The organism is Micromonospora sp. KLBMP9576 (assembly GCF_050941805.1).
Lineage (GTDB): Bacteria > Actinomycetota > Actinomycetes > Mycobacteriales > Micromonosporaceae > Micromonospora.
Window position 1 is genome coordinate 6,031,203 of sequence record NZ_CP194567.1, and the last position, 24,476, is coordinate 6,055,678.

Annotated in this window: 29 protein-coding genes and 1 tRNA gene; 9 read left to right on the forward strand and 21 right to left on the reverse strand. The window is 69.7% G+C overall.

Annotated elements, in window-relative coordinates; translation table 11 throughout:
• Positions 1-88 precede the first annotated feature (88 nt).
• The 3 genes from ACQ452_RS26840 to ACQ452_RS26850 form a co-directional block, all read right to left on the reverse strand.
• Positions 89-550, reverse strand: coding sequence for a RidA family protein (locus ACQ452_RS26840; protein WP_433388398.1), 462 nt, complete (start codon positions 548-550; stop codon positions 89-91).
• A gap of 64 nt (positions 551-614) precedes the next feature.
• Positions 615-770 carry a hypothetical protein gene (locus tag ACQ452_RS26845; RefSeq protein WP_433388400.1) on the reverse strand — a complete coding sequence of 52 codons (156 nt, stop codon included), beginning with the start codon at positions 768-770 and terminating at the stop codon, positions 615-617.
• Between the two features lie 47 nt (positions 771-817).
• A complete protein-coding gene (locus tag ACQ452_RS26850; protein ID WP_433388402.1) occupies positions 818-1,300 on the reverse strand; it encodes a hypothetical protein in 483 nt (160 codons plus the stop codon).
• A gap of 309 nt (positions 1,301-1,609) precedes the next feature.
• On the opposite strand from ACQ452_RS26850, the gene ACQ452_RS26855 reads away from it, so the two are divergent.
• Genes ACQ452_RS26855 through ACQ452_RS26865 form a run of 3 tightly spaced genes read left to right on the forward strand, consistent with a single transcriptional unit; the run spans position 1,610 to position 4,436 of the window.
• Complete coding sequence (locus tag ACQ452_RS26855) at positions 1,610-2,227, forward strand: Rv0361 family membrane protein (protein WP_433388404.1); 618 nt, start codon at positions 1,610-1,612, stop codon at positions 2,225-2,227.
• 26 nt (positions 2,228-2,253) lie between these two features.
• Positions 2,254-3,231 (forward strand): ArsA family ATPase, encoded by a 978-nt coding sequence (locus ACQ452_RS26860; protein WP_433388406.1) that lies wholly within the window; start codon positions 2,254-2,256, stop codon positions 3,229-3,231.
• 53 nt (positions 3,232-3,284) lie between these two features.
• Entirely contained in the window at positions 3,285-4,436 is a 1,152-nt protein-coding gene (locus ACQ452_RS26865; protein ID WP_433388408.1) for an ArsA family ATPase, read from the forward strand.
• 6 nt (positions 4,437-4,442) lie between these two features.
• Here the strand turns inward: ACQ452_RS26865 and ACQ452_RS26870 are convergent, their stop codons facing one another.
• Positions 4,443-4,763, reverse strand: a complete 321-nt coding sequence (locus tag ACQ452_RS26870; RefSeq protein ID WP_089003040.1) for a WhiB family transcriptional regulator — start codon at positions 4,761-4,763, stop codon at positions 4,443-4,445.
• 403 nt (positions 4,764-5,166) lie between these two features.
• Between ACQ452_RS26870 and ACQ452_RS26875 the strand changes: the two genes are divergently transcribed.
• The gene (locus ACQ452_RS26875) at positions 5,167-7,587 is read left to right on the forward strand and encodes a penicillin-binding protein (protein WP_433388409.1); all 2,421 of its coding nucleotides are present in this window, start codon (positions 5,167-5,169) and stop codon (positions 7,585-7,587) included.
• Between the two features lie 81 nt (positions 7,588-7,668).
• Here the strand turns inward: ACQ452_RS26875 and ACQ452_RS26880 are convergent, their stop codons facing one another.
• A complete protein-coding gene (locus ACQ452_RS26880) occupies positions 7,669-8,124 on the reverse strand; it encodes a GatB/YqeY domain-containing protein (protein ID WP_433388410.1) in 456 nt (151 codons plus the stop codon).
• 25 nt (positions 8,125-8,149) lie between these two features.
• On the opposite strand from ACQ452_RS26880, the gene ACQ452_RS26885 reads away from it, so the two are divergent.
• Positions 8,150-9,043 carry a metallophosphoesterase gene (locus ACQ452_RS26885; protein ID WP_433388412.1) on the forward strand — a complete coding sequence of 298 codons (894 nt, stop codon included), beginning with the start codon at positions 8,150-8,152 and terminating at the stop codon, positions 9,041-9,043.
• A 163-nt stretch (positions 9,044-9,206) separates the two neighbouring features.
• Positions 9,207-9,283, forward strand: a tRNA-Pro gene (locus tag ACQ452_RS26890).
• A 65-nt stretch (positions 9,284-9,348) separates the two neighbouring features.
• Here ACQ452_RS26890 and ACQ452_RS26895 read toward each other — a convergent pair.
• The 16 genes from ACQ452_RS26895 to ACQ452_RS26970 form a co-directional block, all read right to left on the reverse strand.
• The gene (locus tag ACQ452_RS26895; protein WP_433388414.1) at positions 9,349-10,512 is read right to left on the reverse strand and encodes a site-specific integrase; all 1,164 of its coding nucleotides are present in this window, start codon (positions 10,510-10,512) and stop codon (positions 9,349-9,351) included.
• A complete protein-coding gene (locus ACQ452_RS26900) occupies positions 10,512-10,727 on the reverse strand; it encodes a helix-turn-helix domain-containing protein (protein ID WP_433388416.1) in 216 nt (71 codons plus the stop codon). Before ACQ452_RS26900 ends, ACQ452_RS26895 begins: the two co-directional genes overlap by 1 nt.
• A 429-nt stretch (positions 10,728-11,156) precedes the next feature.
• The gene (locus ACQ452_RS26905; protein ID WP_433388419.1) at positions 11,157-12,716 is read right to left on the reverse strand and encodes a hypothetical protein; all 1,560 of its coding nucleotides are present in this window, start codon (positions 12,714-12,716) and stop codon (positions 11,157-11,159) included.
• The gene (locus ACQ452_RS26910; protein ID WP_433388421.1) at positions 12,713-13,672 is read right to left on the reverse strand and encodes a bifunctional DNA primase/polymerase; all 960 of its coding nucleotides are present in this window, start codon (positions 13,670-13,672) and stop codon (positions 12,713-12,715) included. Before ACQ452_RS26910 ends, ACQ452_RS26905 begins: the two co-directional genes overlap by 4 nt.
• 179 nt (positions 13,673-13,851) lie before the next feature.
• The gene (locus tag ACQ452_RS26915) at positions 13,852-14,151 is read right to left on the reverse strand and encodes a hypothetical protein (protein ID WP_433388423.1); all 300 of its coding nucleotides are present in this window, start codon (positions 14,149-14,151) and stop codon (positions 13,852-13,854) included.
• Positions 14,148-14,423 (reverse strand): hypothetical protein, encoded by a 276-nt coding sequence (locus ACQ452_RS26920; RefSeq protein ID WP_433388424.1) that lies wholly within the window; start codon positions 14,421-14,423, stop codon positions 14,148-14,150. Before ACQ452_RS26920 ends, ACQ452_RS26915 begins: the two co-directional genes overlap by 4 nt.
• A 136-nt stretch (positions 14,424-14,559) precedes the next feature.
• Positions 14,560-16,713, reverse strand: coding sequence for a cell division protein FtsK (locus tag ACQ452_RS26925; protein ID WP_433388425.1), 2,154 nt, complete (start codon positions 16,711-16,713; stop codon positions 14,560-14,562).
• A gap of 94 nt (positions 16,714-16,807) precedes the next feature.
• Positions 16,808-17,005: a hypothetical protein gene (locus ACQ452_RS26930; RefSeq protein WP_433388426.1), complete on the reverse strand. Its 198-nt coding sequence runs from the start codon at positions 17,003-17,005 to the stop codon at positions 16,808-16,810.
• 88 nt (positions 17,006-17,093) lie between these two features.
• Positions 17,094-17,264 carry a hypothetical protein gene (locus tag ACQ452_RS26935; RefSeq protein ID WP_433388428.1) on the reverse strand — a complete coding sequence of 57 codons (171 nt, stop codon included), beginning with the start codon at positions 17,262-17,264 and terminating at the stop codon, positions 17,094-17,096.
• Positions 17,265-17,292: 28 nt separating this feature from the next.
• The gene (locus ACQ452_RS26940) at positions 17,293-17,760 is read right to left on the reverse strand and encodes a DUF3307 domain-containing protein (RefSeq protein ID WP_433388431.1); all 468 of its coding nucleotides are present in this window, start codon (positions 17,758-17,760) and stop codon (positions 17,293-17,295) included.
• Between the two features lie 91 nt (positions 17,761-17,851).
• A complete protein-coding gene (locus ACQ452_RS26945) occupies positions 17,852-18,838 on the reverse strand; it encodes a DUF2637 domain-containing protein (protein WP_433388433.1) in 987 nt (328 codons plus the stop codon).
• A complete protein-coding gene (locus ACQ452_RS26950; RefSeq protein WP_433388436.1) occupies positions 18,835-19,014 on the reverse strand; it encodes a hypothetical protein in 180 nt (59 codons plus the stop codon). Before ACQ452_RS26950 ends, ACQ452_RS26945 begins: the two co-directional genes overlap by 4 nt.
• Positions 19,011-19,691, reverse strand: coding sequence for an NUDIX domain-containing protein (locus ACQ452_RS26955; RefSeq protein ID WP_433388439.1), 681 nt, complete (start codon positions 19,689-19,691; stop codon positions 19,011-19,013). The genes ACQ452_RS26950 and ACQ452_RS26955 overlap by 4 nt, the downstream gene beginning before the upstream one ends.
• On the reverse strand, positions 19,688-20,005 hold the full coding sequence (locus ACQ452_RS26960; RefSeq protein ID WP_433394439.1) for a hypothetical protein: 318 nt from the start codon (positions 20,003-20,005) through the stop codon (positions 19,688-19,690). Before ACQ452_RS26960 ends, ACQ452_RS26955 begins: the two co-directional genes overlap by 4 nt.
• Before the next feature lie 26 nt (positions 20,006-20,031).
• Positions 20,032-20,406 carry an RRQRL motif-containing zinc-binding protein gene (locus tag ACQ452_RS26965; RefSeq protein ID WP_433388441.1) on the reverse strand — a complete coding sequence of 125 codons (375 nt, stop codon included), beginning with the start codon at positions 20,404-20,406 and terminating at the stop codon, positions 20,032-20,034.
• Positions 20,406-20,654, reverse strand: coding sequence for a DUF6284 family protein (locus ACQ452_RS26970; RefSeq protein WP_433388442.1), 249 nt, complete (start codon positions 20,652-20,654; stop codon positions 20,406-20,408). Before ACQ452_RS26970 ends, ACQ452_RS26965 begins: the two co-directional genes overlap by 1 nt.
• A gap of 718 nt (positions 20,655-21,372) precedes the next feature.
• Here ACQ452_RS26970 and ACQ452_RS26975 point away from each other — a divergent pair.
• Genes ACQ452_RS26975 through ACQ452_RS26985 form a run of 3 tightly spaced genes read left to right on the forward strand, consistent with a single transcriptional unit; the run spans position 21,373 to position 24,439 of the window.
• Positions 21,373-22,539, forward strand: coding sequence for a hypothetical protein (locus ACQ452_RS26975; protein ID WP_433388444.1), 1,167 nt, complete (start codon positions 21,373-21,375; stop codon positions 22,537-22,539).
• Positions 22,540-22,543: 4 nt separating this feature from the next.
• Positions 22,544-23,092 (forward strand): cysteine hydrolase, encoded by a 549-nt coding sequence (locus ACQ452_RS26980; RefSeq protein ID WP_433388446.1) that lies wholly within the window; start codon positions 22,544-22,546, stop codon positions 23,090-23,092.
• 60 nt (positions 23,093-23,152) lie between these two features.
• On the forward strand, positions 23,153-24,439 hold the full coding sequence (locus ACQ452_RS26985; RefSeq protein WP_433388447.1) for a hypothetical protein: 1,287 nt from the start codon (positions 23,153-23,155) through the stop codon (positions 24,437-24,439).
• The last annotated feature ends 37 nt before the right edge of the window (positions 24,440-24,476 follow it).

Here is a 24,476-nt window from a genome sequence, read left to right on the forward strand (position 1 = left end):
CGCGATCATGCGCTTTCGGCCCGTGGAACATCCCACTTCACGGCTTTTGCCGAGGCCGGCGCGCAGGATCGCGGGGAGGCGACGCGGGTCAGGCGACCTCGACGATCACGTCGATCTCGACGGGGGCGTCCAGGGGCAGCTCGGCGACGCCGACGGCACTGCGCGCGTGCCGGCCGGCCTCACCGAAGACCGTGCCGAACAGGTCGGAGGCGCCGTTGATCACGCCCGGCTGGCCGGTGAATCCCGGCGCGGAGGCCACGAAACCGGTCAGCTTGACGATCTTGACCACGTTCTCCAGGCCGACCAGCGAGTCGATCGCGGCCAGCGCGTTCAGGGCACACCGGTGGGCCAGGTCCTTCGCCTGTTCGACGGAGACACCGGCGCCGACCTTGCCGGTGGCGAGCAGCTTCCCCTCGGCCATCGGCAGTTGCCCGGAGACATAGACGTGCTGCCCGGACTGGACGGCCGGCACGTAGCTGGCCACCGGCGCGGCCACCTCGGGCAACGCGTGCCCGAGCTCCGCCAGCTTCGCGTGCGGACCCCCGCTCATCCGGCCACCTCGCCGCGCCGGGCGACGCCACGGGACACCGGGACGGCTCCCCCGCTCCGGTCGCTCATGCCTTCGGCCGCTTCAGGTAGGCGACGAGCTGCTCCGGGTTGGGACCGGGAACCACGTTGACGAGTTCCCACCCGTCCTCACCCCAGTTGTCGAGGATCTGCTTGGTCGCGTGGACCAGCAACGGGACCGTGGAATATTCCCACTTCTGCATTGGTGGAGGGCTCCCTCGAATGGAGTTCGACTCTTCGGGGCCCCAGCCTACGGTTCGCCGGCGGTCGGGGGCGCGGGACGCTGCTCCGGGGGCGTCGGCGCCTCCCCGCAGGGGCTGCCGTGCCCGTACGGCTGGGGGCAGCGGGAGCGGTCCGGCAGCAGCAGGTCGCAGAAGACCCGGTGCCGGTTGTTCTGGTCGTCGGTGCTGGACACGGTGGTCTCGCCGGCGTCCAGTTCGATCAGGAAGCTCAGCGAGGTGGCGACGGTGTCGGCCAGCGCGGTGGCCGCACTCAACCCGGCGACCCGGATCGGCAGGTGGATGACGTATCCGGGTTCCTCCTCGTCCCGCCCCGCCGGGCCGCTGCGTCCGGCCGGGGGGCCCACCTCGACGGGTTCGGCGAACCGCCGGTACGACCGCTCGTTGATGGGCAGGCCGCCGCCCTCGGCGTCGCCTGAGGGGCCGCCCCGGGGCCGCCGCGCCCGGTCGCCCGCCGGGAACTGGGCTCGAGGATTGTTGTCCACGTCGCGCATGCCTTGCCTCCGGACGTCGTGCCTGGTCACGTCACCACCTGTGGACTCGGGCCCACCGCCCGGCCCGCCCCCCGCGCCGCTGAGAACCTAGATCCGGGGGGACCGTTCGGCCAACAGGACGCGCACGATTGGTCACCTCGAGTCACATATGCGACACAGGGTCGGTAGGAAATCCGACGGCGCCCGCCGCCCCCCGGGGTGGCGGGCCGACCGCTACCCTTCCGGTCGGACGGGCGCTCGCCAGCTCCCCGCCAGCTCGATCACGCGCGTCGCCGGGCAGGCGACGACGTCGCACCCCCGAGGGATGAGATGACCCAACCACCCAGCGGCGGCGACCCCGTCGGCTCGCCGGCCGACCGGCCGGACGCCCCGGCGACGCCCGACGCCGCCCCCGGCCCGCCCGCCGGACCCGGCGGCTTCCCGGGCCCGGCGGTTCCGCCTCCCCCGGCCGGTCACCCGCCCTACCAGCCGGCTCCCGCGCCGAGGAAGAAGCGCGGGGTGATCATCGTTTCGGTCGTCCTGGCCGTGGTCCTGCTGCTCTGCGTCGGCGGCGGCGTCGTCGCGTTCCTGGCGCTGCGCGACGTCGAGAGCGGCGAGGGCGCCAAGGAACCGGCGGTCGCGGTGGACGAGTTCCTCAAGGCCGTCTACGAGGACCGCGACGCGGACCGGGCGGCCGGCCTGGTCTGCACCGGGGCCCGCGACGAGAAGAAGATCAAGGCCAAGGTGGCCGAGGTCGAGAAGCACGTCTCGGCCCACCAGAACCCCCGGTTCCGGTGGAGCAGCCCGAAGGTGGACGACCAGAGCGCCGAGCGCGCCACGGTCACCACCCGGCTCACGATGACCACCGCCGACGAGAAGACCGCCGACCAGGACCTGCGGTTCACGGTGGTGAAGAAGACCGGTTGGTGGGTCTGCGAGGTCGCCTGACTCCACGGGCTGGATAGGCTCGACGGGTGCGAGCAGCAGAGTCGCCGGCCGATCCGGCCGGCACACAGTGGCCGGCACGCCTCCACGTGGTGACCGGCAAGGGCGGCACCGGCAAGACCAGCGTCGCGGCGGCGCTGGCCCTGGCCCTGGCCGCCGGGGGCCGGCGCACGCTGCTGGTCGAGGTCGAGGGGCGGCAGGGCATCGCCCAGCTCTTCGGCACCGACCCGCTGCCGTACGAGGAGCGGCACCTGACCGACGCCCCGGGCGGCGGGGAGGTGCGGGCCCTGGCGGTGGATGCCGAGCTGGCCCTGCTGGAGTACCTCGACATGTTCTACAAGCTCGGCGCGGCCGGCCGGGCGCTGCGCAAGCTCGGCGCGATCGACTTCGCCACCACCATCGCCCCGGGCCTGCGGGACGTCCTGCTCACCGGCAAGGTGAAGGAGGCCACCACCCGCACCAGCGGTCAGCGCCGGGCGTACGACGCGGTGGTGCTGGACGCGCCACCCACTGGGCGGATCGGCCGGTTCCTCAACGTCACCGCCGAGACGGCCCGGCTGGCGAAGGTCGGCCCGATCAAGACCCAGAGCGAGGGCGTCGCCGCGCTGCTGCGTTCCCCGATCACCGCCGTGCACGTCGTCACCCTGCTGGAGGAGATGCCGGTCCAGGAGACGCTCGACGCGATCGCCGAGCTGACCCAGCTCGGCTTCCCGGTGGGGCGGGTGATCGTCAACGGCGCCCGTCCGCCGGTGCCCGCGGGCCGGGTGGTGTCGGCCACGGAGCTGGAGCGGGGCCTGCGCGCCGCCGGCCTGCGCGCCGACCGGGGCACCGTCGCCGGGTTGGCCGCCGAGGCACGTGACCAGGCCGTCCGCCGGGAGCTGGAGGATTCGCTGCGCACCGACCTGGTGGAGCTGGGGCTGCCGATGACCGAGTTGCCGCTGTTGCCGGGCGGGGTGGACCGGGCGGGCCTGGACCGCTTCGCCGCGACCCTGCTCGGGGCGGACTGACTCACACCTGGCCCCGGCACGGCGCGCGGAGCGGGTCGGCCCGATACGCTCGATTGGTGCCTTCCGAAGACGCGGCGCCGCAGCTGGACGTCGACCAGATTCTCGCCGATCCGGGCGTCCGGATCGTGGTGTGCTGCGGGGCGGGCGGGGTGGGTAAGACGACCACGGCCGCCGCGCTCGCGCTGCGGGCCGCGGAGCGGCACGGCCGGCGCACGGTGGTGCTCACCATCGACCCGGCCCGCCGGCTGGCCCAGTCCCTCGGGCTGACCGAGCTGGACAACACCCCCCGCCAGGTCAAGGGGATCGACGTCGAGGTCAGCGGCGGCGAGCTGCACGCCATGATGCTCGACATGAAGCGCACCTTCGACGACGTGGTGCTGCAACACACCGATCCGGCGAAGGCGGCGGAGATCTTCGCCAACCCCTTCTACCAGGCCATGAGTTCCACCTTCGCGGGCACGCAGGAATACATGGCGATGGAGAAGCTGGGCCAGTTGCACGCCCGGGGCGAGTGGGACCTGATCGTGGTGGACACCCCACCGTCCCGCTCGGCGCTGGATTTCCTGGACGCCCCGGCCCGCCTGTCCCGCTTCCTCGACGGGCGGATGCTGCGGCTGCTGCTGGCCCCGGCGCGGACCGGCGGGCGCAGCATGTTCAGCCTGGTCACCGCCTCGTTCGGGATGTTCTCCAAGGTCGTGCAGAAGGTGCTCGGCGCCCAGCTGCTGACCGACCTGTCCGGCTTCGTCGCCGCGTTGGATTCGATGTTCGGCGGCTTCCGGCAGCGCGCCGAGCAGACGTACCGCATCCTCCAGGCGGGGGAGACGGCGTTCCTGCTGGTCGCGACGCCGGAGTCGGACGCGGTCCGGGAGGCCGCCTACTTCGCCGGCCGGCTGCGTGAGGAGAAGATGCCGCTGGCGGGCCTGGTGCTCAACCGGGTGCACAGCCCCGCGGTGCCCGGCCTCGACGCGGCGCAGAGCCTGGCCGCCGCGGAGCGGCTGGCCGGCCTCGGCGGGCACGAGGGCACCGTCGACGTGTTGCGGGCCCACGCCGCGCTGGCCCAGCAGGCCGTACGCGAGCGGCAGGTGGCGGCCCGGTTCACGGAGGCGTTCCCGGCGGTGCCGGCGGTGTCGGTGACGGCGCAGCCCGCCGACGTGCACGACGTCGACGGGCTGCGGACGATCGGCGCGGCGATCAGCCGGCCGTGACGGCGGTCAGCCGGCGGTGGTGACGAGGATCTTGTCCTTGCCGGCCTTGTCCTTGGCGTTCTTCTTCATCGCGGCCTCGAACATCTTGCGCCAGCTCGCCACCTGGGGGTGGCGACGCAACAGCGCACGGCGTTCGCGCTCGGTCATGCCACCCCAGACGCCGAACTCGATCCGGTTGTCCAGCGCGTCGGCCAGGCACTCGTACCGAACTGGGCAGCTCCGGCAGATCCGCTTCGCCACGTTCTGTTCGGCGCCCTGTACGAACAACGCGTCCGGGTCCCCGTTCTGACACGCCGCCAGCGACGGCCAGTCAGTGATCATGCCCATCTGTACACGTCCCCCCTTGCAGTACTACCGACCCCGTCGCGGACCAGCCGGCAATTCCCCCCGACCGCCCGTCCCGCCTTCCCCAAGGCGGCACGGACGACATGTGGCGTTGTCGCCGCCATCATCATGCTCTGTAGTCGACTGATTACGCAACGTTGTCGGCGAAATCCATCATTCCGGACACTCCCGGCTTCCCGGGCCTTGCGCCCGCCGGTTACCCCGCCGAAGTCCGTGAAAACGCTGCGGGTCCCTCCGGCAGGAGGGAGACTCGGCGCCGGGTCCACGCAACCACCCACCGGGGGTCGTGCGTTTAACACAACGAGGCCGGCGCGCGCAGGAAATGGGGAAAGAACGCCCCGGCGCCCCTCGTTCCCTACTCGCGTACCCTGCTGGAGTGACCTGGATGCGGAAACGTGACCACAATGTATTGACCAACGCCGCATCGCTACTCATCTGTGGCCTACTGGCCGGCGTGGTGGTCGCAGCCGCGGCCTTCCCCGCAGTGGCGATGTCCGGGCTGGCAGCGAAGGCCGGCTCGGAAACCTTCGGCGCGCTGCCCAAGGAGCTGACGGTGGGTCGCGCCCCGCAGATCAGCTACCTGTACGCCTCGGACGGCAAGACCCCCCTGGCGACCATGTACGACGAGAACCGTCGCGACGTGAAGCTCAAGGACATCGCGCCCATCATGCAGAAGGCGATCATCGCCGCCGAGGACCACGACTTCTACAAGCACAACGGCGTGGACCTCAACGGCATCGCCCGGGCCTTCGTCAACAACCAGTCCAACTCGTCCAGCCAGCAGGGCGCCTCGACGCTGACCATGCAGTACGTCCGGCTCGCCATCGCCTACTCGGCGAGCCACCCGGCGGACGTGGTCGCGGCCACCGAGGACACCAGCGCCCGCAAGCTGCGCGAGATGCGCTACGCCCTCCAGATCGACAAGGAGCTCTCCAAGGACGAGATCCTGGAGCGCTACCTGAACATCGCCGCGTTCGGCAACGGCGCGTACGGCATCTACGCCGCCAGCCAGGTCTACTTCAACAAGCCGCCGAGCAAGCTGAAGACCGAGGAAGCGGCCATGCTCGCCGGCATGGTGAAGGCGCCCAGCACCAACGACCCGACCACCAAGAGCGGCCACGCGGCGGCCCTCGCCCGGCGCGACTACGTCATCCAGAACATGGTCGAGACCGGCGCCGTCACCCAGCAGGAGGCGGACGCCGCGAAGGCCACCAAGCTCGTGGTCACCGGCAAGCGGGCCCCCAACGGCTGCGTCTCGACCAACGAGAAGGGCTGGGGCTTCTTCTGCGACTACTTCTACCGCTGGTGGATGGGACAGGAGACGTTCGGCTCGACCTCGTACGACCGGGAGCGGCGGCTCAAGAGCGGCGGCTACAGCGTGGTCACCACGCTCGACCCGCAGGCCCAGCGCGGCGCCGACAAGGCCGTCCGCAAGGCCAAGCCGGAGAAGAGCAAGGAAGCCGCCATGGTGGCGGTCGTCGAGCCGGGCACCGGCCGGGTGCGGGCGCTGGCAGTGAACCGCACCTTCAAGCTCGACGACCCGAAGAAGCCGGCCAACAAGCCGCACAGCGAGCCGAAGCAGCGCAAGAAGGGCAAGCTCGGCAACTACCCGAACACCGTGAACCCGCTGCTCACCGGCGGCGACGGCATCACGGGCTACCAGGCCGGCTCGACCTTCAAGATCTTCACCATCGTGGCGGCGCTCGAGAAGGGCATCCCGCTCAGCTACCCGATCAACGCCCCGCAGACGTTCAAGTCGGAATACATCGTCGAGTCCGGCAGCCCCGCGGCCTGCCCGGGGACCAACAAGTACTGCCCGACCAACTCCGGCAAGAAGGCCGGTGGCCTCCAGAACATGTGGAGCGCCTTCGCCTCCTCCGTCAACACGTACTTCGTGCCGCTGCAGCAGCAGGTCGGCGCGGAGAACGTGGTCGACGTGGCCAAGCGGCTCGGCATCCAGTTCCGGGTCAGCAAGGAAAACTCGTGGGCCAACGACAAGTCGGCAGCCCACGACTGGGGCTCGTTCACCCTGGGCGTCACCGACACCACCCCGCTGGAACTGGCCAACGCCTACGCCACCCTCGCGGCGGACGGCAGGTACTGCGAGCCCATCCCGGTGCAGTCGATCAAGGACCCGGAGGGCAAGAAGCTCGACATCGCCAACCCGCGCTGCGAGAAGCGGGTCAGCACCGAGGTGGCCCGTGCCGCCGTCGATGCCGCCCGCTGCCCGGTCGGTGACAACTCCTCCACCAGCAAGTGCGGCGGCAGCCGTACGGCCGCCAACGTGCGGGGCATCGTCGACGCCCCGGTGGCCGGCAAGTCCGGCACCACCGACTCCGAGAAGAGCGCGGCCCTGGTCGCCATGACCAGGCAGTACGCGGTGGCCGGCATCATGGCCGACCCGGACTGGCCGCAGACCAACGTCAAGATGAAGCACGGCCAGCGCGACGGCATCAACCCGCCGGTCTACGAGACGCTGCGCGACGCCATGAAGGGCAAGGACCGGAAGAACTTCGAGCCCCCGGGCCAGAAGATCTCCGAGGGTGACCAGCGCCGGATCCCCGACGTGAAGTGCCTGGACCCGCAGCAGGCGAAGTCGCGGATCGAGGCGGAGGGCTTCGACGCGGTCATCTCCGACATCAAGGTCCCGTCGAGCTGCCCGGTCGGCAAGGCCGCCGGCACCAGCCCCGACGGCCGGACCATCAAGGGTGGCGTGGTGACCATCCAGATCAGCTCCGGCGGCGGCACCGCACCGGGCAACCCACCGAACAACCCCGGTCGCCCGCCGGGCAGACCCGGCGGCTGAGCCGGCCGCACAACCGGACGGGCGGGCACCCCTCGTGGGGTGCCCGCCCGTTTCGCGTACCCGGTCGGGTGTGTGCCGGAGTCAGAGGCCGAGCTGGCGGCGGACCTCGGCGGCGACCCGGCCGCCCTCGGCCCGGCCGGCCACCGCCGCCTGGGCCGCCTTCATGGCCGGGCCCAGCTGCGTCCTGCCGGTGAAGCCGCCCGCGGCGAGCGCCCCCGCGACCAGCTCGCTCAGCTCGGCGTCGGGGAGCTGCCGCGGCAGGTAGCGCTCCAGCACCTCGCCCTCCGCGACCTCCTTGGCGGCCTGCTCGGTGCGACCGGCGTCGCCGAAGGCGGTGGCGGCCTCCCGACGCTTCTTCGCCTCCTTGGTCAGCACCGCGAGCACCTCGTCGTCGGTGAGCTCGCGCTTGGCCTTCCCCGCGACCTCGGCGACGCCGACGGCGGCGAGCGCCATCCGCAGCGTGGAGGTGGTCAGCTCGTCGCGCGCCTTCATGGCGGCGCGCATGTCAGCGGTCAGACGGTCCTTCAGCGTGCTCATGGACGGTGAAACTACCCTGAACGCCATGCGAAAGCGCACACTATTCCGACTCGCGACCGGGACCGCCGCCCTCGGCGCGGCCACCCTGGCATACGCGTCACTCGTCGAGCGCAACATGTTCACCCTGCGGCGGTACGACGTGCCGGTCCTGCCGGCCGACGCCGAGCCGCTGCGGATCCTGCACCTGTCGGACCTGCACATGACGCCCGACCAGGGCCGCAAGCAGCGCTGGGTGGCTTCGCTGGCCGGGCTCGACCCCGACCTGGTCGTGGTCACCGGGGACAACATGGCACACCCCGACGCCGTGTCCGGAGTGCTGCGCGCCCTCCAACCGCTGCTTGACTACCCGGGCGCCTTCGTCTTCGGCTCGAACGACTACACGGGGCCGGTCTGGAAGAACCCGTTCACCTACTTCCTGCCCGACCGGGAGTACACCGAGGGCGTCGAGCTGCCCCACGAGGAACTGCGCGACGTCTTCGTCGGCGCCGGCTGGACGGACCTGAACAACGCCCGCACCACCGTCAAGGCCGGCGGCCGGGCCGTCGAACTGCTCGGGGTGGACGACCCGCACGTCGAACGGGACGACTACGACTCCGTGGCCGGGCCGGTGTCGCCCGCCGCCGACCTGTCGATCGCGCTCACCCACTCCCCCGAGCCGGCCCTGCTCGACCGGATGGCCGCCGACGGCTTCGGGCTGCTGCTCGCCGGGCACACCCACGGCGGCCAGGTCTGCGTACCGGGGGTCGGGGCCCTGGTCACCAACTGCGGCCTGCCCCGCTCCATGGCCCGTGGCCTGCACCGCTGGCCCGGATCCGACTCCTGGCTGCACGTCTCCGCCGGCCTCGGCACCCACCCGACCGCCCCCGTCCGGTTCGCGTGCCGGCCGGAGGCGAGCGTGCTCACCCTCGTCCCCCGCTGACCCGTACGCCCGCACCGTTGATCGCCGGGCCGCCGGGGCGTGGGCGGCGGCCCGGCGGCACCCCGACACGACGGCTCAACGCGAGGGGCTGGCGGGCCGCCACGACGGTGGGGTACCGAGTTTGACCTCCGAGCGGGGTGGGCTAGTATTTGTCCGCACGCCTCGGGGTGTGGCGCAGCTTGGTAGCGCGCTTCGTTCGGGACGAAGAGGTCGTCGGTTCGAATCCGGCCACCCCGACCAGGTAAGAGGGCACATCCTATCGACGGATGTGCCCTCTAGTGCTTCCTGGGTGACTAACTGAGTGACTACCGCTCCGGGGTCAGCGCGAAGATGCGATCCATGGCGACCGCTCCGCTCAGCAGCACCGGCCGCAGCTGATGCCGGTAGACCTTCTCGGTGACCGTGGTGCCGGAGTGCCCGCACAGGTCGGCGATGTCCTCCAGACTCACACCGCTGCTGGACAGCACCGAGACGAAGCTGTGCCGCAACTCCCGGGGTGTCCACTCGCCGGCGGTCAGGCCAGCCTTGGCAGCGACCCTGCGAAAGGCTCGCCGGACGTTAGCGGCGTCCAGCGCGCTGCCGGTCGCGCTGGCGAACACGAGGTTCCGGGGCTGCCAATCCTTGCCGGCCTTGTCCCGGTCGCGTTGTTGCAATTCCCGGTGACGACGGAGGGCGACCACACACCGGAGCGGTAGCGCGAGCGTGCGACGTGACTTCCTGGTCTTGGTGTCCCCACCGGCTCGGACCGAGTGCCACACCGCGATAGACGGCGGCACGGGCGGATCATCGTCAGGCCGCCCGGCCAGGTCGACATGCTCCCACGTCAGCGCCCGCAGTTCCTCGGTGCGCGCGCCCGTCAGCAGGGACAAAACCACGTAGGCGTAGAGACGCCCGTCCTCAGCGGCGCTAAGGACCGCCTTGGCTTGGTCAAGCGTGAGCGATTTCGAGGGCCGCCCTTCCTGGCCTTTGGGTATCGAGCAGAGAGCTACCACGTTTCGCTTCACCTTGTCGCGAGCCATTGCCCGATTCACCGCCCGATTCAGGCAGGCGTACAACTCGCGTAGGGTGCGGGTGCTGAGGGTTGCCGCTTTGTCGGCTAGCCACCGGTCAACATCTTCCGCGCTGAGATCGCGCAGTTTCCGCGCGCCCAACTCAGGAAGAATGTGTCCACGGCAGAGGTAGCCGCACTTGTCAGCCGTGCCCTTCGCTACTCCGCTCAGCCCGTAGGCAAGCCAGTCGTTGACGGCGTCCGCGACGGTAAATCCCTGGGGAGCGATGACCAGCCCGTCTTCGTGGTCGCGCAGCACCTCCTTGAGCTTGTTCTTGGCTTCTGTCTTAGTCTTGCCGCTTCCCCGGCGGACGATGCGCTTACCAGCCGGGGTGTAGCCGGTGGTGACGGACGCGATCCACCGCTGTCGTGACTCGTCCCAGTGCAGGCCGCCATCTCCGCGACCTCGGCGCTTGGTCATCAGGCAGCCTCCTTCATGCTTTCGCGCTCAAGTAGCGCGACGTAATCAGCGATCGCTTGGGCGGGTATGAGGCGAGCACGCCCCTGAGTGACTGACCGGAGACGACCGGATCGGAGCTGTTCATAGATCACGGTGCGACTCATGCTGAGCAGCGCCATTGCCTCAGGGATGCGGTAGAGGGCTTTGATTCGCACGCTGAGCGCCTTTCTGCTCATTGACTGACGACGGGGAAAGTGTGCGGGGGCCATCTCGGCAGAGAGCTTTAGAGACGGGGCTTGAGAACGCCACTGAGCCAAGATTTCCGGGCGGCTGGTGTTAGGACATGCGCCAAACCGTCTGTGCGGCTCTCAGCGGGCCGGCCACGTGGGTCGGCGGCGGGTGGTTGGTGCGTTGCTGCGCGGGAGGGCTGAACCATCTCCGCATCTCCGCATCTCCGCAAACATGGCTGTGAGCTGGGCGAATGCTTGCGGAGATGCGGAGTGCTGCTGAGGGGTCATCTCCGCAAAGGGGGTGTCATCTCCGCAGCGAGGTTGCGGAGATGCGGAGATCGATGATCCTTGAGGTTCTGATCTCCGCAGAGTGTTTCCCCTGGTAGAGCGCCGTTGCTGCGGCGTTGCGGAGATGCGGAGATGGTTCAGCGGGTTTTACCCCTCGTGGCGTTCGACCCAGAACACCGACCGGTCGCCGCGGTCGTTCTTGCCGGCCCGGATGACGTGATCGCCGCGCCACCGTCCGGCCTGCCCGGTCAGCAGCCGGCCGAGCTGGAGGGGGTTGGGTAGGCGGCCGTTGTGGGTGGTGATGAACTGCCCATCCCACGGGTCGTTGACATCGCTACCAAGGTGCATCGGCTCGGCGTCCTGACGTAGCTCGGCGGCGGTCATCGCACGGCCGCCGTGGCGGTCGTGCCAGCAGGTGAGGAACGCGCGCCAGCGCGTTTCGTCTTCATCGATCTCACGGATGTCGGCGGCGTTGGTGAGGAACCCGTCGATGCCGTGGTGGGCGAGGAACCCGCCGAGGGCTTGCGCCCACGGGGTGAACTGCCGCATCGACAGGCCGGTGACCCGGGGCGCTCCCCGGCGGGTCCAGTCGAGCACGAGGACCAGGAGGTGCCACAGGACGGTGAGTTGGTTGGCCGGGTCGGTGATCCATTGGTCGAGGTGGGGGATGCCGAACCCGCGTTGGTCGCGCAGCTCGGGGCGGGGCATGTTCGGGTCGAGGTGCACCCGCACCGTGCGAGACGCCATGTCCCCGCCAACTTGAAGGTTGTTGCCGGTGGCCATCCACAGCCGGTCGTTGACGGTGGCGACGTTGCGCGACGCGCCCAACTGCCGATCGGACCACACGCCGGAGGTGACAAGCTGGGCGAGCACAGCGGAGTCAATGACGGTGCCCTCAGCCAGGTTGTCCCAGATCACCACCCCGACCTGCTCGGCCAGAACCGCGGTGATGCTCTTACGCAGCTCTTCATCCGAGTAGGCCCAGGTCATGACGCGTTGCCCGTAAAGCATTCCCGGCCCGGCGGTCAGGATCGTCTTCCCCGATGACGGCATGGTCGCGTCGATGAGCGCGAACGGGGTCAGGGATCGGGTGAAGTGCCGCAGGATCGGCGTTGCCAGCAGCGCCACGTAGTTAGCCCGATCAGCGGCACTGGCCCAAGGGAAGTCGCGCAGGAACCGGCCGAGCAGGAACGTACGCGCCTCATCTACCTGCTCGGCGGTGGGTTCGTCCGGCACGGGCGGCAGCGCCACCTTGGACGCGAGGTAGAGGCCGGTGGCCGGGTCGTAGCCGGGCCGCTGCAACAGGGTGCCGTCGCGGCGCAGCACCGGAGCGCCGATGATCCCGCGCAGTGGCGGCACGCCCGGCCATGTCTTGCCGGCCAGCACCGAGGACAGGATGTCGCGGGGCGGGGTCACCTCCTCTTCGAACATCTCCGGGTCGCCGGTGTCGCTCTTGCGGGTCTTGAGCCGGTAGACGTAGGCGTGCTCGGCGAGCAGCCCGGCCAGGCCGGCGGGGTTGACCATGCTCGCCGACACCGGCAGCGGCGAGTCTTCGTCGGCGGCGGTGGCGAGCCCACCGGAGACGGCCTCCATGTGCACCAGTGCGCCGGCCGACACGTAGGTGTCGGGCAACAGCCCGTCGACGAGCGCGGCCTTGAGCACGCGGATGGTTTCCGGCCCGGAGCCGATCTGTAGGCGGGTGGTCATGCCGCTGCCTTTCCGATGGTGGCGAGACTGCGCGGATTGCGTGCCCCGGTGCGCAGGCCGGAAGCGATCGTGCGGGCGACCTCACCGGCCCGCAGCCCGACCGACAGCGCGGCCGGTTCCAGGACGGCGGTCACGTCGTCGTCGGTGAGCGCCCCTCCGGCGGCGAGCTGGCCGAGGGCAACCGCGCTGGTGAACAGGGCGTGGTTGCGTTGCCCGTCGGGGGCGGCGGTGAGGTGGGCGACCTGGCGGCGGATAGCCGCCGCGACGTAGGGGCCGTGCCGGTCTGCCGGCAGCGCCACCGGGGCGGGCCGGTAGGCCGGTCGCGGGGCCGGGGTGAGTAGCCCTGCCAGCCACGCGGGCAGCAGCGCCGGTTCGCAGCCCAGCGCCACCGCGTAGGGGCGGCCGGCGACGGTGCTGCCGGCGGCGACGACGTAGCCGCCGTGGGCGCGGGTGTCGACCTTCCACCCCAACCCGCCCCGGTCTCCGGTCGTGTTGCGCAGCTCCGGCCCGGTGGTCGGGTGGCGGTAGTACAGGTGGCTTCCACCCCGACCGGTGGTCACGGTGTACGTGGTGTCGATGCTGCCGCCATGGCGGTCAGCTAGGGCGGTGAGCACGTCCAGGCCGTCACGCGCACCGGCGCACGCGGCGGGCGGGGTGTCGTCGGCGGTTTTCGGCACGTCGAGGTCGACCACCGCCAGCCCGGACGGGCCGCAGGCGATGCCGACGCCGTAGGGGCGCGTCGACCACGCCCGCCGGATGCGGTCCGGGTCGGTCGTGGCGCGGGGTTCCCAGCCGAGGTGTAGGCCAGCGGCGCGGCAGCGCGGGTCGGCCTGGGTGCAGTTCTCGGCGGTGTGGTCGGGGAATGCGGGCCGCTTGTCGTCGGGGCGCAGCGGGAAGACGTGCCATCCGCGTGCGACGTGGGCAAGGGCAGCGGCCAACAGGCCAGGGTCGGGCATGAGGTCCCTTCCTTCGGTCGATGGCGAACACAGGGGCGTAGAGGGCGGCTCCGGCCGCCCCGCGAGCGCTGAGGGCGTGTGCGCGGGGCAGCGCAGCCCTTGTAGGTAGGGCCGGAGATTGTTCGGGGTGTGGCAGTGCCGGGCGGCGGTGCCGATCCAGTGGCCGCACCGCTCGCCGGTCACCGCGCGGCCCGCCCGGGTCGAGGTCGGGCCGCGATGGCGGCGCGGGTCACGGCCTGGCGCACGTCGCCGAGCAACCCCACCAACTGGCGACGGGCCGCGATCTCGCCGGGAGCGAGGGCGACCCTGACGCGCACCTCGGCGTGCTCCCGGCCGGCAGCGGTACGCACCCTGACAAGCACGGCGCGGGCGTGGCCGGCGTCAACCACGATTTCGTCGGAGCGGTGCTCGCCGAGGTTGCAGCGGTGATCCCGGCCGCACCAGTCGGTGTGACCGGCGCGGCCGGCGCGGCGGGTCATCGTGGGGTGCCCTTGTCGTGTAGCTGGCGCAGGTAGTTGAGGGCGGCGCGGCCGGGGCGTAGGTGCTCGCCGTTGCCGTCGCAGCGGTAGCAGGTGCGGCCGGTGCGCAGGATCAGGGAGCGGCGGCGGCCGGTGCCCTGGCAGCGTCGGCAGCGCCGGAACGGACGCACCCAGCACACGGCTAGGTAGCTGAGCGTGACGGCGGCGAGGGTGAGCAGGATCAGGCCGGCGGTGGTGCCGGCGGTGGTCGCGGTCGCGGCGAGGTGGGACACGATGAGCCCTCCTGAGGCGGTTTTCGGGCGTGGGAGGTGGGCGACGCGACCCGCGACCGGCCAATGTCTGGGCTGACCAGGCCGGTCGCGGGTCGGGTCGCGTCAACGCGACCGGTCGCGGACAGGCCGCGACCGTTCAGGCGGTCTTGCGGCGGCCGATCGCGGCGTCGATGGCGTCGGCCTTGGCTCCCTTGAGGGCCTTACCGGCGCGCTTGACATCTACGCTCTGTACACCGAACGCGCGGACCTGAGCGGAGATCGATTCGGCGGTGGTGTCGGCGTAGTACTCCGGCATCCGCTCGGCCAAGCGGGCGGCGATGTCCTCCCACTGCAACCCGCGCTCGTTCGGGCCGAACAGCGCCCGCACGTCGGCGAGCACGTCCCGCGACTCCCGGGCGATGTCCTCCCCGGCCGCCATGCCGGTCAGGGTGCCGGCCGCCTCACGCAGCTTCCGCGCCGCGATCAGGATCTTCTCCGCGTCGTCGGCGTCGGCAAGGTACGTCCGCACCGTCGGGGTGGCATCGGACGCGCCACGCAGGATGCCAACGCCCTTGTAGCTGGGCAGCAGCGTCGAGGAGTCGTAGCCCTCGGAGTTCGCCCCGGCCCCCAACACGAGATCGGACACGTTCCACGACCCGGTACGCAGGGAGAAACGCACCTGGTGGTTGTCGCGGAAGCTGATGAACTGGGTAGCGACCTGCCCCCCACCAACCCCCGAGGGGCGCTGCGTGGCGTCGACGAACATCACCCCGGCCGCCGGAGCGACCTTGACCAGGTACACCAACAGCGACGCGATCTCCTTGCTGATCTCGCCGAGGTCGAAGTACTCCTGAAACTCGTCCAGGAACACAGCCCGCACCGGCATCCGGTACTTCGGATCACGGGCGATCTCGCGGGTCAGCTTGCCCTCCGGGCAGACATCGGCGGGCAGCTTCGACAGCCGCTCGTATCGGTCCTGCACATCGGCCTTGATCTCCCGCAACGCCTCAAGCACGATCTCGGCCGGGTCGCCGTCGCGGGTCATCGCCAGCCCGAACGCGCACCGGTCAGCGACCAACGCGAACTTGCGCCAGTCCGGTTTGCCGCCGCCGTCGAGGACGGTCAGCTTCACGTACGGGTCCAACGCCGCGTAGAGGGCCAACAGGCGGGCGGCGAACGTCTTGCCCTGCCGGGGCTGCGCCCCGATCAGGACGCTGTTCCACATCAGATCAACGGCGACCTTGTTGCCGCGCTCGTCCAGCCCGAACGGGGCCGGCTGCCAAATGTCGGTCGGCTTGCACCGCAACAGCGGCGTGCGCCCGGCACCGGCCGCCAGGGGGTCACGGTCGGCCACCCACAACGTGTGCCGCCGGTGCGACGACGGGTCGCGGGTGATGAACACCTGCGACACCGCCACGTCGAGGCCGGAGGCGATCGCACCGCGGGCCTTCACCGCGTCATCGAACGTCTTGCCGTACGGCAGATCGATCGACACCTGAGAACCGGTACCGGACGGGTCGCGGGCCATCGTGGAGCCGAACTCCACCTGCTGGTGTGCCTTGTCCGGGTGACCCAACCCCGCCGCGTAGTACGCGCGAAGGATGATGTCCGGGTTGACCCGCCGGAAGCGGCCCGCCACCGTCGCCGGGGTGATGATCGGCCGGTCGTCCGGGCGGCCGACGTGCGCCAGGTAGGCCACCGCCAGCCCAGCCCCGGCGGTCAGCGCCCACCATGGCGCGAGCGTCCACGCGATCGGCCCGCCGATGCCGAGGGTCAGCGCCTCCGCGGTGAGAACCAGGGCGCGCCACGCGCGGGTGGCCTTGACCTCTCGGTGCAGCTTGTGCCAGGTCTGCGCGTCGCCCGCGTCGGCGGCGGCCTGCCGCAACCCGGTCTGCTCACTGACCCACCACCACCGCAACTGACGGCCGGTCAGGCGGAACACCCCGACCGTCGACCAGAACGCGGCCTGTGTGGCGTACCAGGGGGCACGCACCGCGTGGAACCCCACCCGATACGCGGTCACCTCGGCCAACTCGCGGACGCTGTGCCGGATGTTGCGCCAGCCCGACCACCCCGCCGGAATGATCGGCCGCCGCCCGGACGCGCCAGCCGCCGGGGGATCGACCGGCATCCCGCCGGTCTGCGGCGTCTCGTCCAACGGCATGTCAAAGTGCGTGTCACCCGCCGGGCGGGGCCGGGAGGTCGCCCGGCGGGCGCGGGCGTCGTCCAGGTCGACAACCTCGGCGTCCGGGCCGGTGAGGTCGGCCTCTGCGGCCTGCCAGTCGAAACGGTTCTCATCAGGGGCAGTCATGATGGGGGTTCCTCCAACTGATCCGTCAGGGTCGGGGGTTGAGGCCGGCGGCGCGGCGCGGGTTGGTCGCCAGGGGCCGCGCCGCCGGGCCGGGTCAGAAGCGGATGCGGATGGGGCCGGTCACGGTGTCGGCCTGGATGCCGACGCGGGCGTTACCGGTGACGGTGTTCTCGGTCCGGCCCGGCTTGGTGTCGGTGTCCTTGGGGGGCTTGCTGGTGTCGCGACGGCCGGTGACCTCACCGGCCTGCACGGCGATGCGGTCGGTGCCGGAGGCGACGTTGCGCTTGCCCATAGCGGTGGTGCTCCTTTGGTTGGGCCGTCCAGGGGGTCTGGCGGCTTCCGCACGTCACCGGGTGATGAGCCGGTGACGACGGGAGCGGTCAGCTCTTGACGGAGATGCGGTTGCCGCAGTCGCCGCAGGTGGCGTGCGTGCGCTGGTTGTCGGCGGTGATGTCACGCCAGTTGCTTTCGTTGCCGCAGGCCGGGCACCACAACTGCGAGTTGCCGGTGGTGATGCGTCCGCCAGTGGAGCCGATCGAGGTGCTTGCCATCAGGGGTTCTCCTTTGTGTGGGGGTGGGTTAGGCGGCGCAGAAGAGGGCGGCGATGAACAGCCAGCCGATGTGCCAGGACTGGTCGAGGGCGTAGGCGCCGGTGCCAAGCGACGGGTTGTCGTCACGGCCGGGGCGAGGCGTGCCGAGGGCGTAGAAGCGGGCCGAGCCGAGGGCGGCGGCGATGCGCTTGAGCGGGGTGCGCCGGTCGGCGATGTAGTGACTGGCCGCCGAGATGGTCAGCCCGACCGCCACGCCCCACGGGTTCAGCCGCAGGCCGGTACCGGCGACCAGGAACAGCAGCGCGACCAGGGCGGTAAGGGTGTAGGCGGCGACGTGCGCGGCGCAGGCGACGCGGCCCGGCCAGCCGGGCTGGCCCTTGCAGTCGGCCTGGTGCTGGGTCTGCACCCAGTGGTCGCCCACCTGGTGGGCGACGTAGAGGGCGACGTACACGGCAGCGAACGCGGCGGCGTGGTGGCCGGTGGGGTCTGCGAACATGGGTACCTCTCCTGAGGTCGGTTTGGCTGAGGGGTGAGGCCGGCGGCACAGCACTGGTTTCCAGGCCGTAGGGCTGTGCCGCCGGGCGGGGCTACGTGCGGTTGCGGTGGCGGTTGGTGGCGAGCAGGGCGGCGGATGCCATGACCATCAGGCCGTCGATGGCCAGGGGGCCGATGGCGACGGTGAGGGGGTCTTCGCCGAAGTGCTCCAGGAGCCCGGCGAGGTGCCGGTAGGACACGACGGCGGCGACCAGGGCGACGGGCAGCACGCCGACGATGCGGGCCATGAACCAGCGCAGGCCCTCGCCCCACGGGATGCGGGTCAGGATCTCGACCGCGACGAACAGGGCGACCGGCCAGAACACCGAGAACGCCACCGCCAACGGTGAGGGGGACCAGTCCGGGGCCGGGGTCCATCCGGCGGGTGCGCCCTCGGGCGGCTTCGGCAGGTAGGTGTGGGCCACGTTCGCGGCGATGGACACCACCCCGCCGAGGATCACCCCGACGTACGCCCATCCACGCCCCGCCGACCGCGTGGCGGCCGGGGCGGTGGTGATGTTGGGACCCGGGTGACCGACCACCGTGACCTGCTCGGCCGCCTCAGCGACAGGGGCCGCCGGGGCGGGGGTCGGGACCGGCCCGGACCCGGGTACGGCCGGGTCCGTCCAGGACGTGCCGGCGGGCGGCAGCAGCGCCCCCCGGGCGATCATCGCCGCGCGCAGCGTCTCGGCCCGCTCCGTCGTCTCGGCCGGCTCCGGTGCCGGGTCCGGGCCGATCGGCTCGGCGTAGTCCCACAGGTCGGCGGCCGGGTCCGTAAGCGGCACGTCGAGAGTCAGCCAGGGATCCGGCTCGCCCTTGTCGCCCTGCCCGTTGAACGGGGTGTAGCCGAACTGGCCGCTCAGCTCCCCGATCAGCCGGTTACGCAGGTCGGTGGCCTTCGGGGCACCGATACGGAACTCCGTCATCAGCTTGTTTCGCGACGGCACCTCGCCCAGCTCAGCGAGCAGGGTGCGTGCCTTCGGCAGCAGTTCGCTTACGGGCTGCGGGTAGCGGGTGCCGTTGATCGTGGGGGCGGTCATCGGGTGGTGTCCTTTCGGGTAGCGGGTCGGGGGGTCGGGTGGGGCCGGTGCTCGCTGACGCCCCACGTGCGGCCCGCCTTCGCGGAGCCGGTGAAGCCGCCGGAGCCGGCGGACTTGAACACGTCGGGACTGCCGGAGACCGGCTTGCGGGTGCGCTGCGGCTGCCGGGCGGTCACCGGGTGCCCTTGTGGCCGAAGATGTCGGCGAGCAGGTCGCGGTGGGCGGCGAACACCTGTCCGCCGTAGACCTCGGCCAGGTGGCGGGTGAGGCTGTCGTGGTCGACGGCGGGCACCCACGCGGCGCGGCGGGCGTCGTCGCGGCCGGTCACGGCGGGCAGACGGCGGTAGTCGTAGCCGATGCCGATGTGCACGGGGGTGGTGACCATCCACGCCTCATCGGAGGCGCGGGGGTCGGGCACGTAGCGGGCCGGCCACGCGGTGAACCCGCCGCTGCGGCGCTCGACGTCCAGGCCGGTTTCCTCGGCCAGCTCCCGGTACGCGGCGTCGACCGGGTCCTCGCCCGGGTCGACGTGACCGCCGGGCAGCGCCCACCCGTGTCCGTCGCCGCGCTCGATCATCAGCAGCCACCGCGACCCGTGGGTGGTCGTGGCGGTCACGATGGCGTCGGCGCACTGCGCCTCGCCCCAGTGGCCGAGCTGGTTGCGGCCGTAGCGGATCCCGGTCGGCGCGTACGGGTTGACCGGCCGTCCGTCGACCAGTGGGAACGGCAGAGCGGCGGCGGCCCGGCGGGCGGTCCAGTCGATGGCGGCGGGGTCCATGGTCGGGTCGGCCCACGACGCCCCGGCGGCGATGCCGTCCAACACGCTCGGGTCGGTGTAGGTGCGATCGGTCATGCCGCCACCGCCAGGGCGGCAAGCTGCTCGGCGGTCTGCGCGTCGAGGCGCTCGCCGCTGTCGGTGTACTCGACGGCGTGGGCGTAGATCTCCCAGCCGTGCCAGGTCGGGTAGGCGTTCAGCGCCCGGTACGGGCGACCGTCGGCGTTGGTGCTCTCGCGCTCCGGGCTGACGAGCAAGTCGGGGCTGTTCAACCCGGCCAGGTGCAACCACGAGCGCAGCTCGGCGATGCTGTCGAAGTCGACGTCGAGAGAGATGCCGTCACCGCGGGCGCGGACGGCGGTCGGGTTGGCCAGCAACAGCAGTTCGGCCATCACGGCACGACGGTTCTTACGGATGCTCACGCGGGCTCCTTGATCAGGTCGGAACAGGTCAGGCACTCGCCGAGCGAGCGCGGGATGTAGTACGGCCGCACCTGACCGCAGACGCCGCAGGTGCGGCGGGCCGTCAGCGCCTTGCCGATGGCGGCGCGCTGGGCGGGGGTGGCGGTGCGCTTGGGGCGGGCCAGGTCGACCCGGTACAGGTAGGCGGCGCGGGTACCGCCAACGCCGCGCCAGAGCACCTGAGCGGCGATCGGCTGACCACCGGGGCGCAGGCCGGCGGCGGTCAGTTGACGGCGGGTGGCGTAGCCGGCGGGGGCGCCGCGCCACCAGTAGGTGGGGATGCCGTACCGCATGCCGTCCGGGTCCCAGTAGGCGGCGCGGATGCGTGACATCAGGCCGCGCGGTGCGGACCGGCGATGCCGGCGGCCAGCTCGGCGGCGGTGCGGGTAACGCGAGCCTCGGCCCGGCGCAGCCGCCGCCAGTCCAGCGCGGTCGGCCCGCCGTGCTCCTCGGCGTAGAACATCGTGATCTCGGCGTCGAGCACGTCCAGTTCGGCCGCGATCAACGGCCACTCCGATTCGATCGCAGCCAGGTCGGCGGCGGCCGGCTCGGTGGTGACGGGGGCGAGGTGCTTCCTCACGGGAAACCTCCGGATAGTCGATGGGAAGCGGCGGCGCGGGCCGTCTCGGCCCCGCACGGCCGCACCAGAAGTGGGGGATGTGCAGCGCGCGCTAGCCGTCTTCACTCGCCCCGCTCGCCCGGGATCTACCGGGGTCGGCCACCTGGTGGCTCAATGCAGGGATGCCGCTTGACGGCTCTCGCGCGCTTGTTCCTGTCGCTCTGGAGTTGAGAAAAATCGACCTGATCCGGCGTCCCATGGGCGCGCGGCAACGGTGTGCCGCCGTTCCCCGGGCCATCCGGCCGGCTACAACTTGACGTTGTATTCGGAAGATACAGCGCGACGTTGTATTCGCGCAAGCACCTTTACCGCGTAGGCTTGTACTGATGACTGCTGCTGACCTGCCCACCGACTGGTGGACCACTGAGCACGTGCGTACCTACCTGGCTTCGGTAGGCGCTCCGATCAGCCGCGCGACCTGGGCCTCTTACGTGTCACGCGGGCAGGCTCCCGCGCCCGACCGGATGTTTGGCCGGTCCCCGGCCTGGCAGCCCAGGACCATTCAAAAGTGGCAGGCCGAGAGGCCCCGTCGAGGCACACCCGTCGAGTAACGCGGACCACCTGGTGCCTCCCGTCTTCGGCTTCGATCTCCGGCGGCATCGTGCTCGCCTGCCAATGAGACTGCCGGCCGGGCGGCGATTCGGGCAGGTACTACGCACGGACATGAAGGACGTGGCCCGTGTCCACTGAGGTCCCTCGGCAGTTCAAGCCCAACCTCGTGCTGGTGAACCGTCGCAAGGCCGCTGGCTGGGAGTCGCGCAAACGCGCCGCGCGGGAGCTGCACCGCGTCGGCCTACAGCGCGGCATCCGAGAGACGCCCACGGTCGAGGCCATCGAGAAGGCGATGTACCGGCACGAGACAGGGCGGGTGGCCGTTACCGACCCGGTCTACCGGCAGCTCTACTGCCTGGCGTACGACGCAAAGCCTCACGACCTGTTTGGTGAGTTGACCAACGGTGCAGAGGACCGGCCGCACTTCTCGGTGCGGTCGCATAAGTTCGTGCCAGCGTTCGTGGGCGCCGAGGGCGCGGCGTTACTGCGAGACAGCGCCGGCTGCACCCCGGCCACCGAACAGTGGCACCCCTGCTACTCGACCCCGGTCGAGCACCCCGAGGGCGGATGCACCCTCTACGTGTGGCCGTGCGGCTCGGTGGTCTTCCACCTGGTCGAATCCGTGGAGTTCTCGACCATTGCCGCTCTCGCCTTCTGGCGCAAGATCTCCTACGGGGACAACATCCGGTGGGCAGCTGGCTACATCTCCCGCGTCGTGCCCGACCTTGACGAATCGACACTGTATGTCTTCGGAGCGCATTGGGTTATCGAACCGGCGTGGCCGGCCGAGCTGACCGAGGCGGCCTTGCGCATCATGGCGACGCCTTCGGTACTGCTGCACCGAGACCGCGCCATGGATGACGAGCACCTGGCCCACGCCGAGTTGATCGAGCAATCCTTGCTCTCGGAGGCATACGACCACGGCGGCATCGAATCTTTCGGTATACGCGGCATCTCGTCCGGATACGCGTCATGGTCGGGGGTCGTCTATCACCCAGTCGCCGTTGACCGCTCCTTGACGGAGTCCGAACTGGTCGCGTGCGGGTTGGCAATTCAGTCCATGTGGGTATACACCGACGCGATCACTCGCCAGATTGAACAGGGCAAGGATCCGGAGGTGCCGCCGATATACGGTTGGCGCCACCTTCGGGGAGCCCGCTCCCGGCTAACGACCTCTCGCCCGCGAGAGACTGGGCAGCACCAAGCTATGCGGAGAGCGATCCTGCAAACAAGCGACCTCATGCCAGCGCTAGAGCAAGCCATCGAAACCCTACGCGACACGGATCGAGGTTGAGGCAATGGCGACGGACCGGCCAGTGCTGGTGGTTACCGACGTGCAGAACGGCTTCGTCCGAGAGCAGTCGGCACATGTCGTGCCAATCATTGTCGATGTGGTTCGACGTTGGCAACAAGCGGGTGGCGAGACACTTTTTACCCGCTACATAAACTATCCAGGCAGCCCTTTCGAGCGCTTTTTCGGCTGGCACCGATTGCAATCTTCTCCCGAGACAGATATTGTGGCCGACCTAACGCCATATGTTGATCGAGGAATCGTGCTAGATAAGGTGATCTACAGTCCCTTTACCTCGGACGGCATTAAGCTCTTCCAACAGCGCGGCTGGAGAGAGTTCTACTTCTGCGGAATTGCAACTGAGAGTTGCGTCTTGAAGGGTGCAGTAGATGCGTTCGAGCGCAACCTGACACCTTGGCTAATCGCCGATGCCTCGGCCAGCCATGCCGGGCCGGAGGCGCATGAAGCCGGACTCTTGGTAGCTCGACGCTTCATCGGCCCTAGACAGGTCATCACCTCAGCCCAGATTCCCGTTGAGCTGCTGAACCGCAGTTGAGTGGCGTAGCGACACTGACCACTCCTTCCATGCTGAGCATACTTCTCGTAGGGTGACCTAGTGACCGACGAAGCCCCCACTGCCGTTGAACTGGAATTCATCAGTGAAGAGTCTGCCGATAGGCAAGTCGCCCGTAGTTATTGGGCAATAAACGACGACGGCAGTTGGAAGCATCTCGTGAAGGAGGTGGCAGCCCAGGCCAACATCACCCAGTTGTCCCTCAATCAACGACTTCGGAACATTGTTGTAGCACGTGACCCCGAAGTCTCCTGTGACGAGTGCGGCCTTGCCATGATCGTAGCCAGCCGCACCGAATTCGATCAGAACAGGCGACTCGCTGCAACCACTCACCTAGTTTGCAAGGATTGCCGCTTAGAGAACGAGCGAGCAGAAAAGGCCGCAGCAGCAGAGCGCCAGCAACGCCTTATCGATGAAGTCACTGCTCGTTTCGGATACCGAGATGGAGACCCGGTAGACATCGCTCAACTCAGCCTGCGCGATGCAGTTTCGCTCTTAGCGCTATTCCGGAACCCCATCGACGAAAACTACACCTGTTCTATACCACTTAACTCTTGGACGGGAAGCTCTTTCTCGGCGCGCGCACAAGATGGGCGCGACAGATTAACCGAGCTTTGGAATGCTGGCAGGATTGCTGTTCACCCGTCCACCCAATCAAGTGCTTTCGGCTGGGCCGTACAGGCCGACGGCGATGAGAGGCCCGGGATTTACGTCGATCGCGTCCGATGGACCGCTTGCGGCAGCGGTGCAACTGGATCCGTAAATTCCGCCCTGGTCAAAAGCATTAAGAGTGCGCTGGCGCGCCCTTGGCCTGACTCATGGCGTTTGGGGTGGGCGGACGAGTGGGATCGAGTGATGCTCGAAGAGGCGCTCGCCTATCTTGAGCTATGCATGGAAGAGTACAAGTTTGAGTTTTCTCCAGGGGAGCGCACGAGGGACGTCCTCTCAGGCGCGCTACAGTCGTTCGCACTCGGCGCACTATATAACTTCATCTGGCGGGCCGTAAAAGATAGCGCTGCCTACTTTCAACGAGGCGGCGTAACCCGCAAGCAGGCCGCGAATAGTACAGTCGGCCGCATCGAAAGGTCAGTGGAATATGCGCTGACCCAGAAATGGGATGTTAAGATCTATCGGCGCGATCGCCGACTGCCATGGTCCGCCGTTAGCACAACCCTCCTTACGACAGTCCTAGGACTTGGCGACGCTATGGCAGCGACAGCGGATGATGTCCTTGTGGGTCACGATAGTGGAGAGCCAGAGTGGGATAGCTCGGTTGCTGACAGAGACGGGACCAAAGAAGCCTCCGCGGGCGGTGAGACATCGCAGTAATTCTGGCTGGTTCTTGGCTACAGGCTCTCAACGGAGC

What these genes read in the sequence shown, in the direction of transcription:
- ACQ452_RS26840 (WP_433388398.1), bottom strand. Translation starts at nt 550, where the DNA reads ATGAGCGGGGGTCCGCACGCGAAGCTGGCGGAGCTCGGGCACGCGTTG.
- ACQ452_RS26845 (WP_433388400.1), bottom strand. Translation starts at nt 770, where the DNA reads ATGCAGAAGTGGGAATATTCCACGGTCCCGTTGCTGGTCCACGCGACC.
- ACQ452_RS26850 (WP_433388402.1), bottom strand. Translation starts at nt 1,300, where the DNA reads ATGCGCGACGTGGACAACAATCCTCGAGCCCAGTTCCCGGCGGGCGAC.
- ACQ452_RS26855 (WP_433388404.1), top strand. Translation starts at nt 1,610, where the DNA reads ATGACCCAACCACCCAGCGGCGGCGACCCCGTCGGCTCGCCGGCCGAC.
- ACQ452_RS26870 (WP_089003040.1), bottom strand. Translation starts at nt 4,763, where the DNA reads ATGGGCATGATCACTGACTGGCCGTCGCTGGCGGCGTGTCAGAACGGG.
- ACQ452_RS26875 (WP_433388409.1), top strand. Translation starts at nt 5,167, where the DNA reads ATGCGGAAACGTGACCACAATGTATTGACCAACGCCGCATCGCTACTC.
- ACQ452_RS26880 (WP_433388410.1), bottom strand. Translation starts at nt 8,124, where the DNA reads ATGAGCACGCTGAAGGACCGTCTGACCGCTGACATGCGCGCCGCCATG.
- ACQ452_RS26885 (WP_433388412.1), top strand. Translation starts at nt 8,150, where the DNA reads ATGCGAAAGCGCACACTATTCCGACTCGCGACCGGGACCGCCGCCCTC.
- ACQ452_RS26895 (WP_433388414.1), bottom strand. Translation starts at nt 10,512, where the DNA reads ATGACCAAGCGCCGAGGTCGCGGAGATGGCGGCCTGCACTGGGACGAG.
- ACQ452_RS26900 (WP_433388416.1), bottom strand. Translation starts at nt 10,727, where the DNA reads ATGAGCAGAAAGGCGCTCAGCGTGCGAATCAAAGCCCTCTACCGCATC.
- ACQ452_RS26905 (WP_433388419.1), bottom strand. Translation starts at nt 12,716, where the DNA reads ATGACCACCCGCCTACAGATCGGCTCCGGGCCGGAAACCATCCGCGTG.
- ACQ452_RS26910 (WP_433388421.1), bottom strand. Translation starts at nt 13,672, where the DNA reads ATGCCCGACCCTGGCCTGTTGGCCGCTGCCCTTGCCCACGTCGCACGC.
- ACQ452_RS26915 (WP_433388423.1), bottom strand. Translation starts at nt 14,151, where the DNA reads ATGACCCGCCGCGCCGGCCGCGCCGGTCACACCGACTGGTGCGGCCGG.
- ACQ452_RS26925 (WP_433388425.1), bottom strand. Translation starts at nt 16,713, where the DNA reads ATGACTGCCCCTGATGAGAACCGTTTCGACTGGCAGGCCGCAGAGGCC.
- ACQ452_RS26930 (WP_433388426.1), bottom strand. Translation starts at nt 17,005, where the DNA reads ATGGGCAAGCGCAACGTCGCCTCCGGCACCGACCGCATCGCCGTGCAG.
- ACQ452_RS26935 (WP_433388428.1), bottom strand. Translation starts at nt 17,264, where the DNA reads ATGGCAAGCACCTCGATCGGCTCCACTGGCGGACGCATCACCACCGGC.
- ACQ452_RS26940 (WP_433388431.1), bottom strand. Translation starts at nt 17,760, where the DNA reads ATGTTCGCAGACCCCACCGGCCACCACGCCGCCGCGTTCGCTGCCGTG.
- ACQ452_RS26945 (WP_433388433.1), bottom strand. Translation starts at nt 18,838, where the DNA reads ATGACCGCCCCCACGATCAACGGCACCCGCTACCCGCAGCCCGTAAGC.
- ACQ452_RS26955 (WP_433388439.1), bottom strand. Translation starts at nt 19,691, where the DNA reads ATGACCGATCGCACCTACACCGACCCGAGCGTGTTGGACGGCATCGCC.
- ACQ452_RS26960 (WP_433394439.1), bottom strand. Translation starts at nt 20,005, where the DNA reads ATGGCCGAACTGCTGTTGCTGGCCAACCCGACCGCCGTCCGCGCCCGC.
- ACQ452_RS26965 (WP_433388441.1), bottom strand. Translation starts at nt 20,406, where the DNA reads ATGTCACGCATCCGCGCCGCCTACTGGGACCCGGACGGCATGCGGTAC.
- ACQ452_RS26980 (WP_433388446.1), top strand. Translation starts at nt 22,544, where the DNA reads ATGGCGACGGACCGGCCAGTGCTGGTGGTTACCGACGTGCAGAACGGC.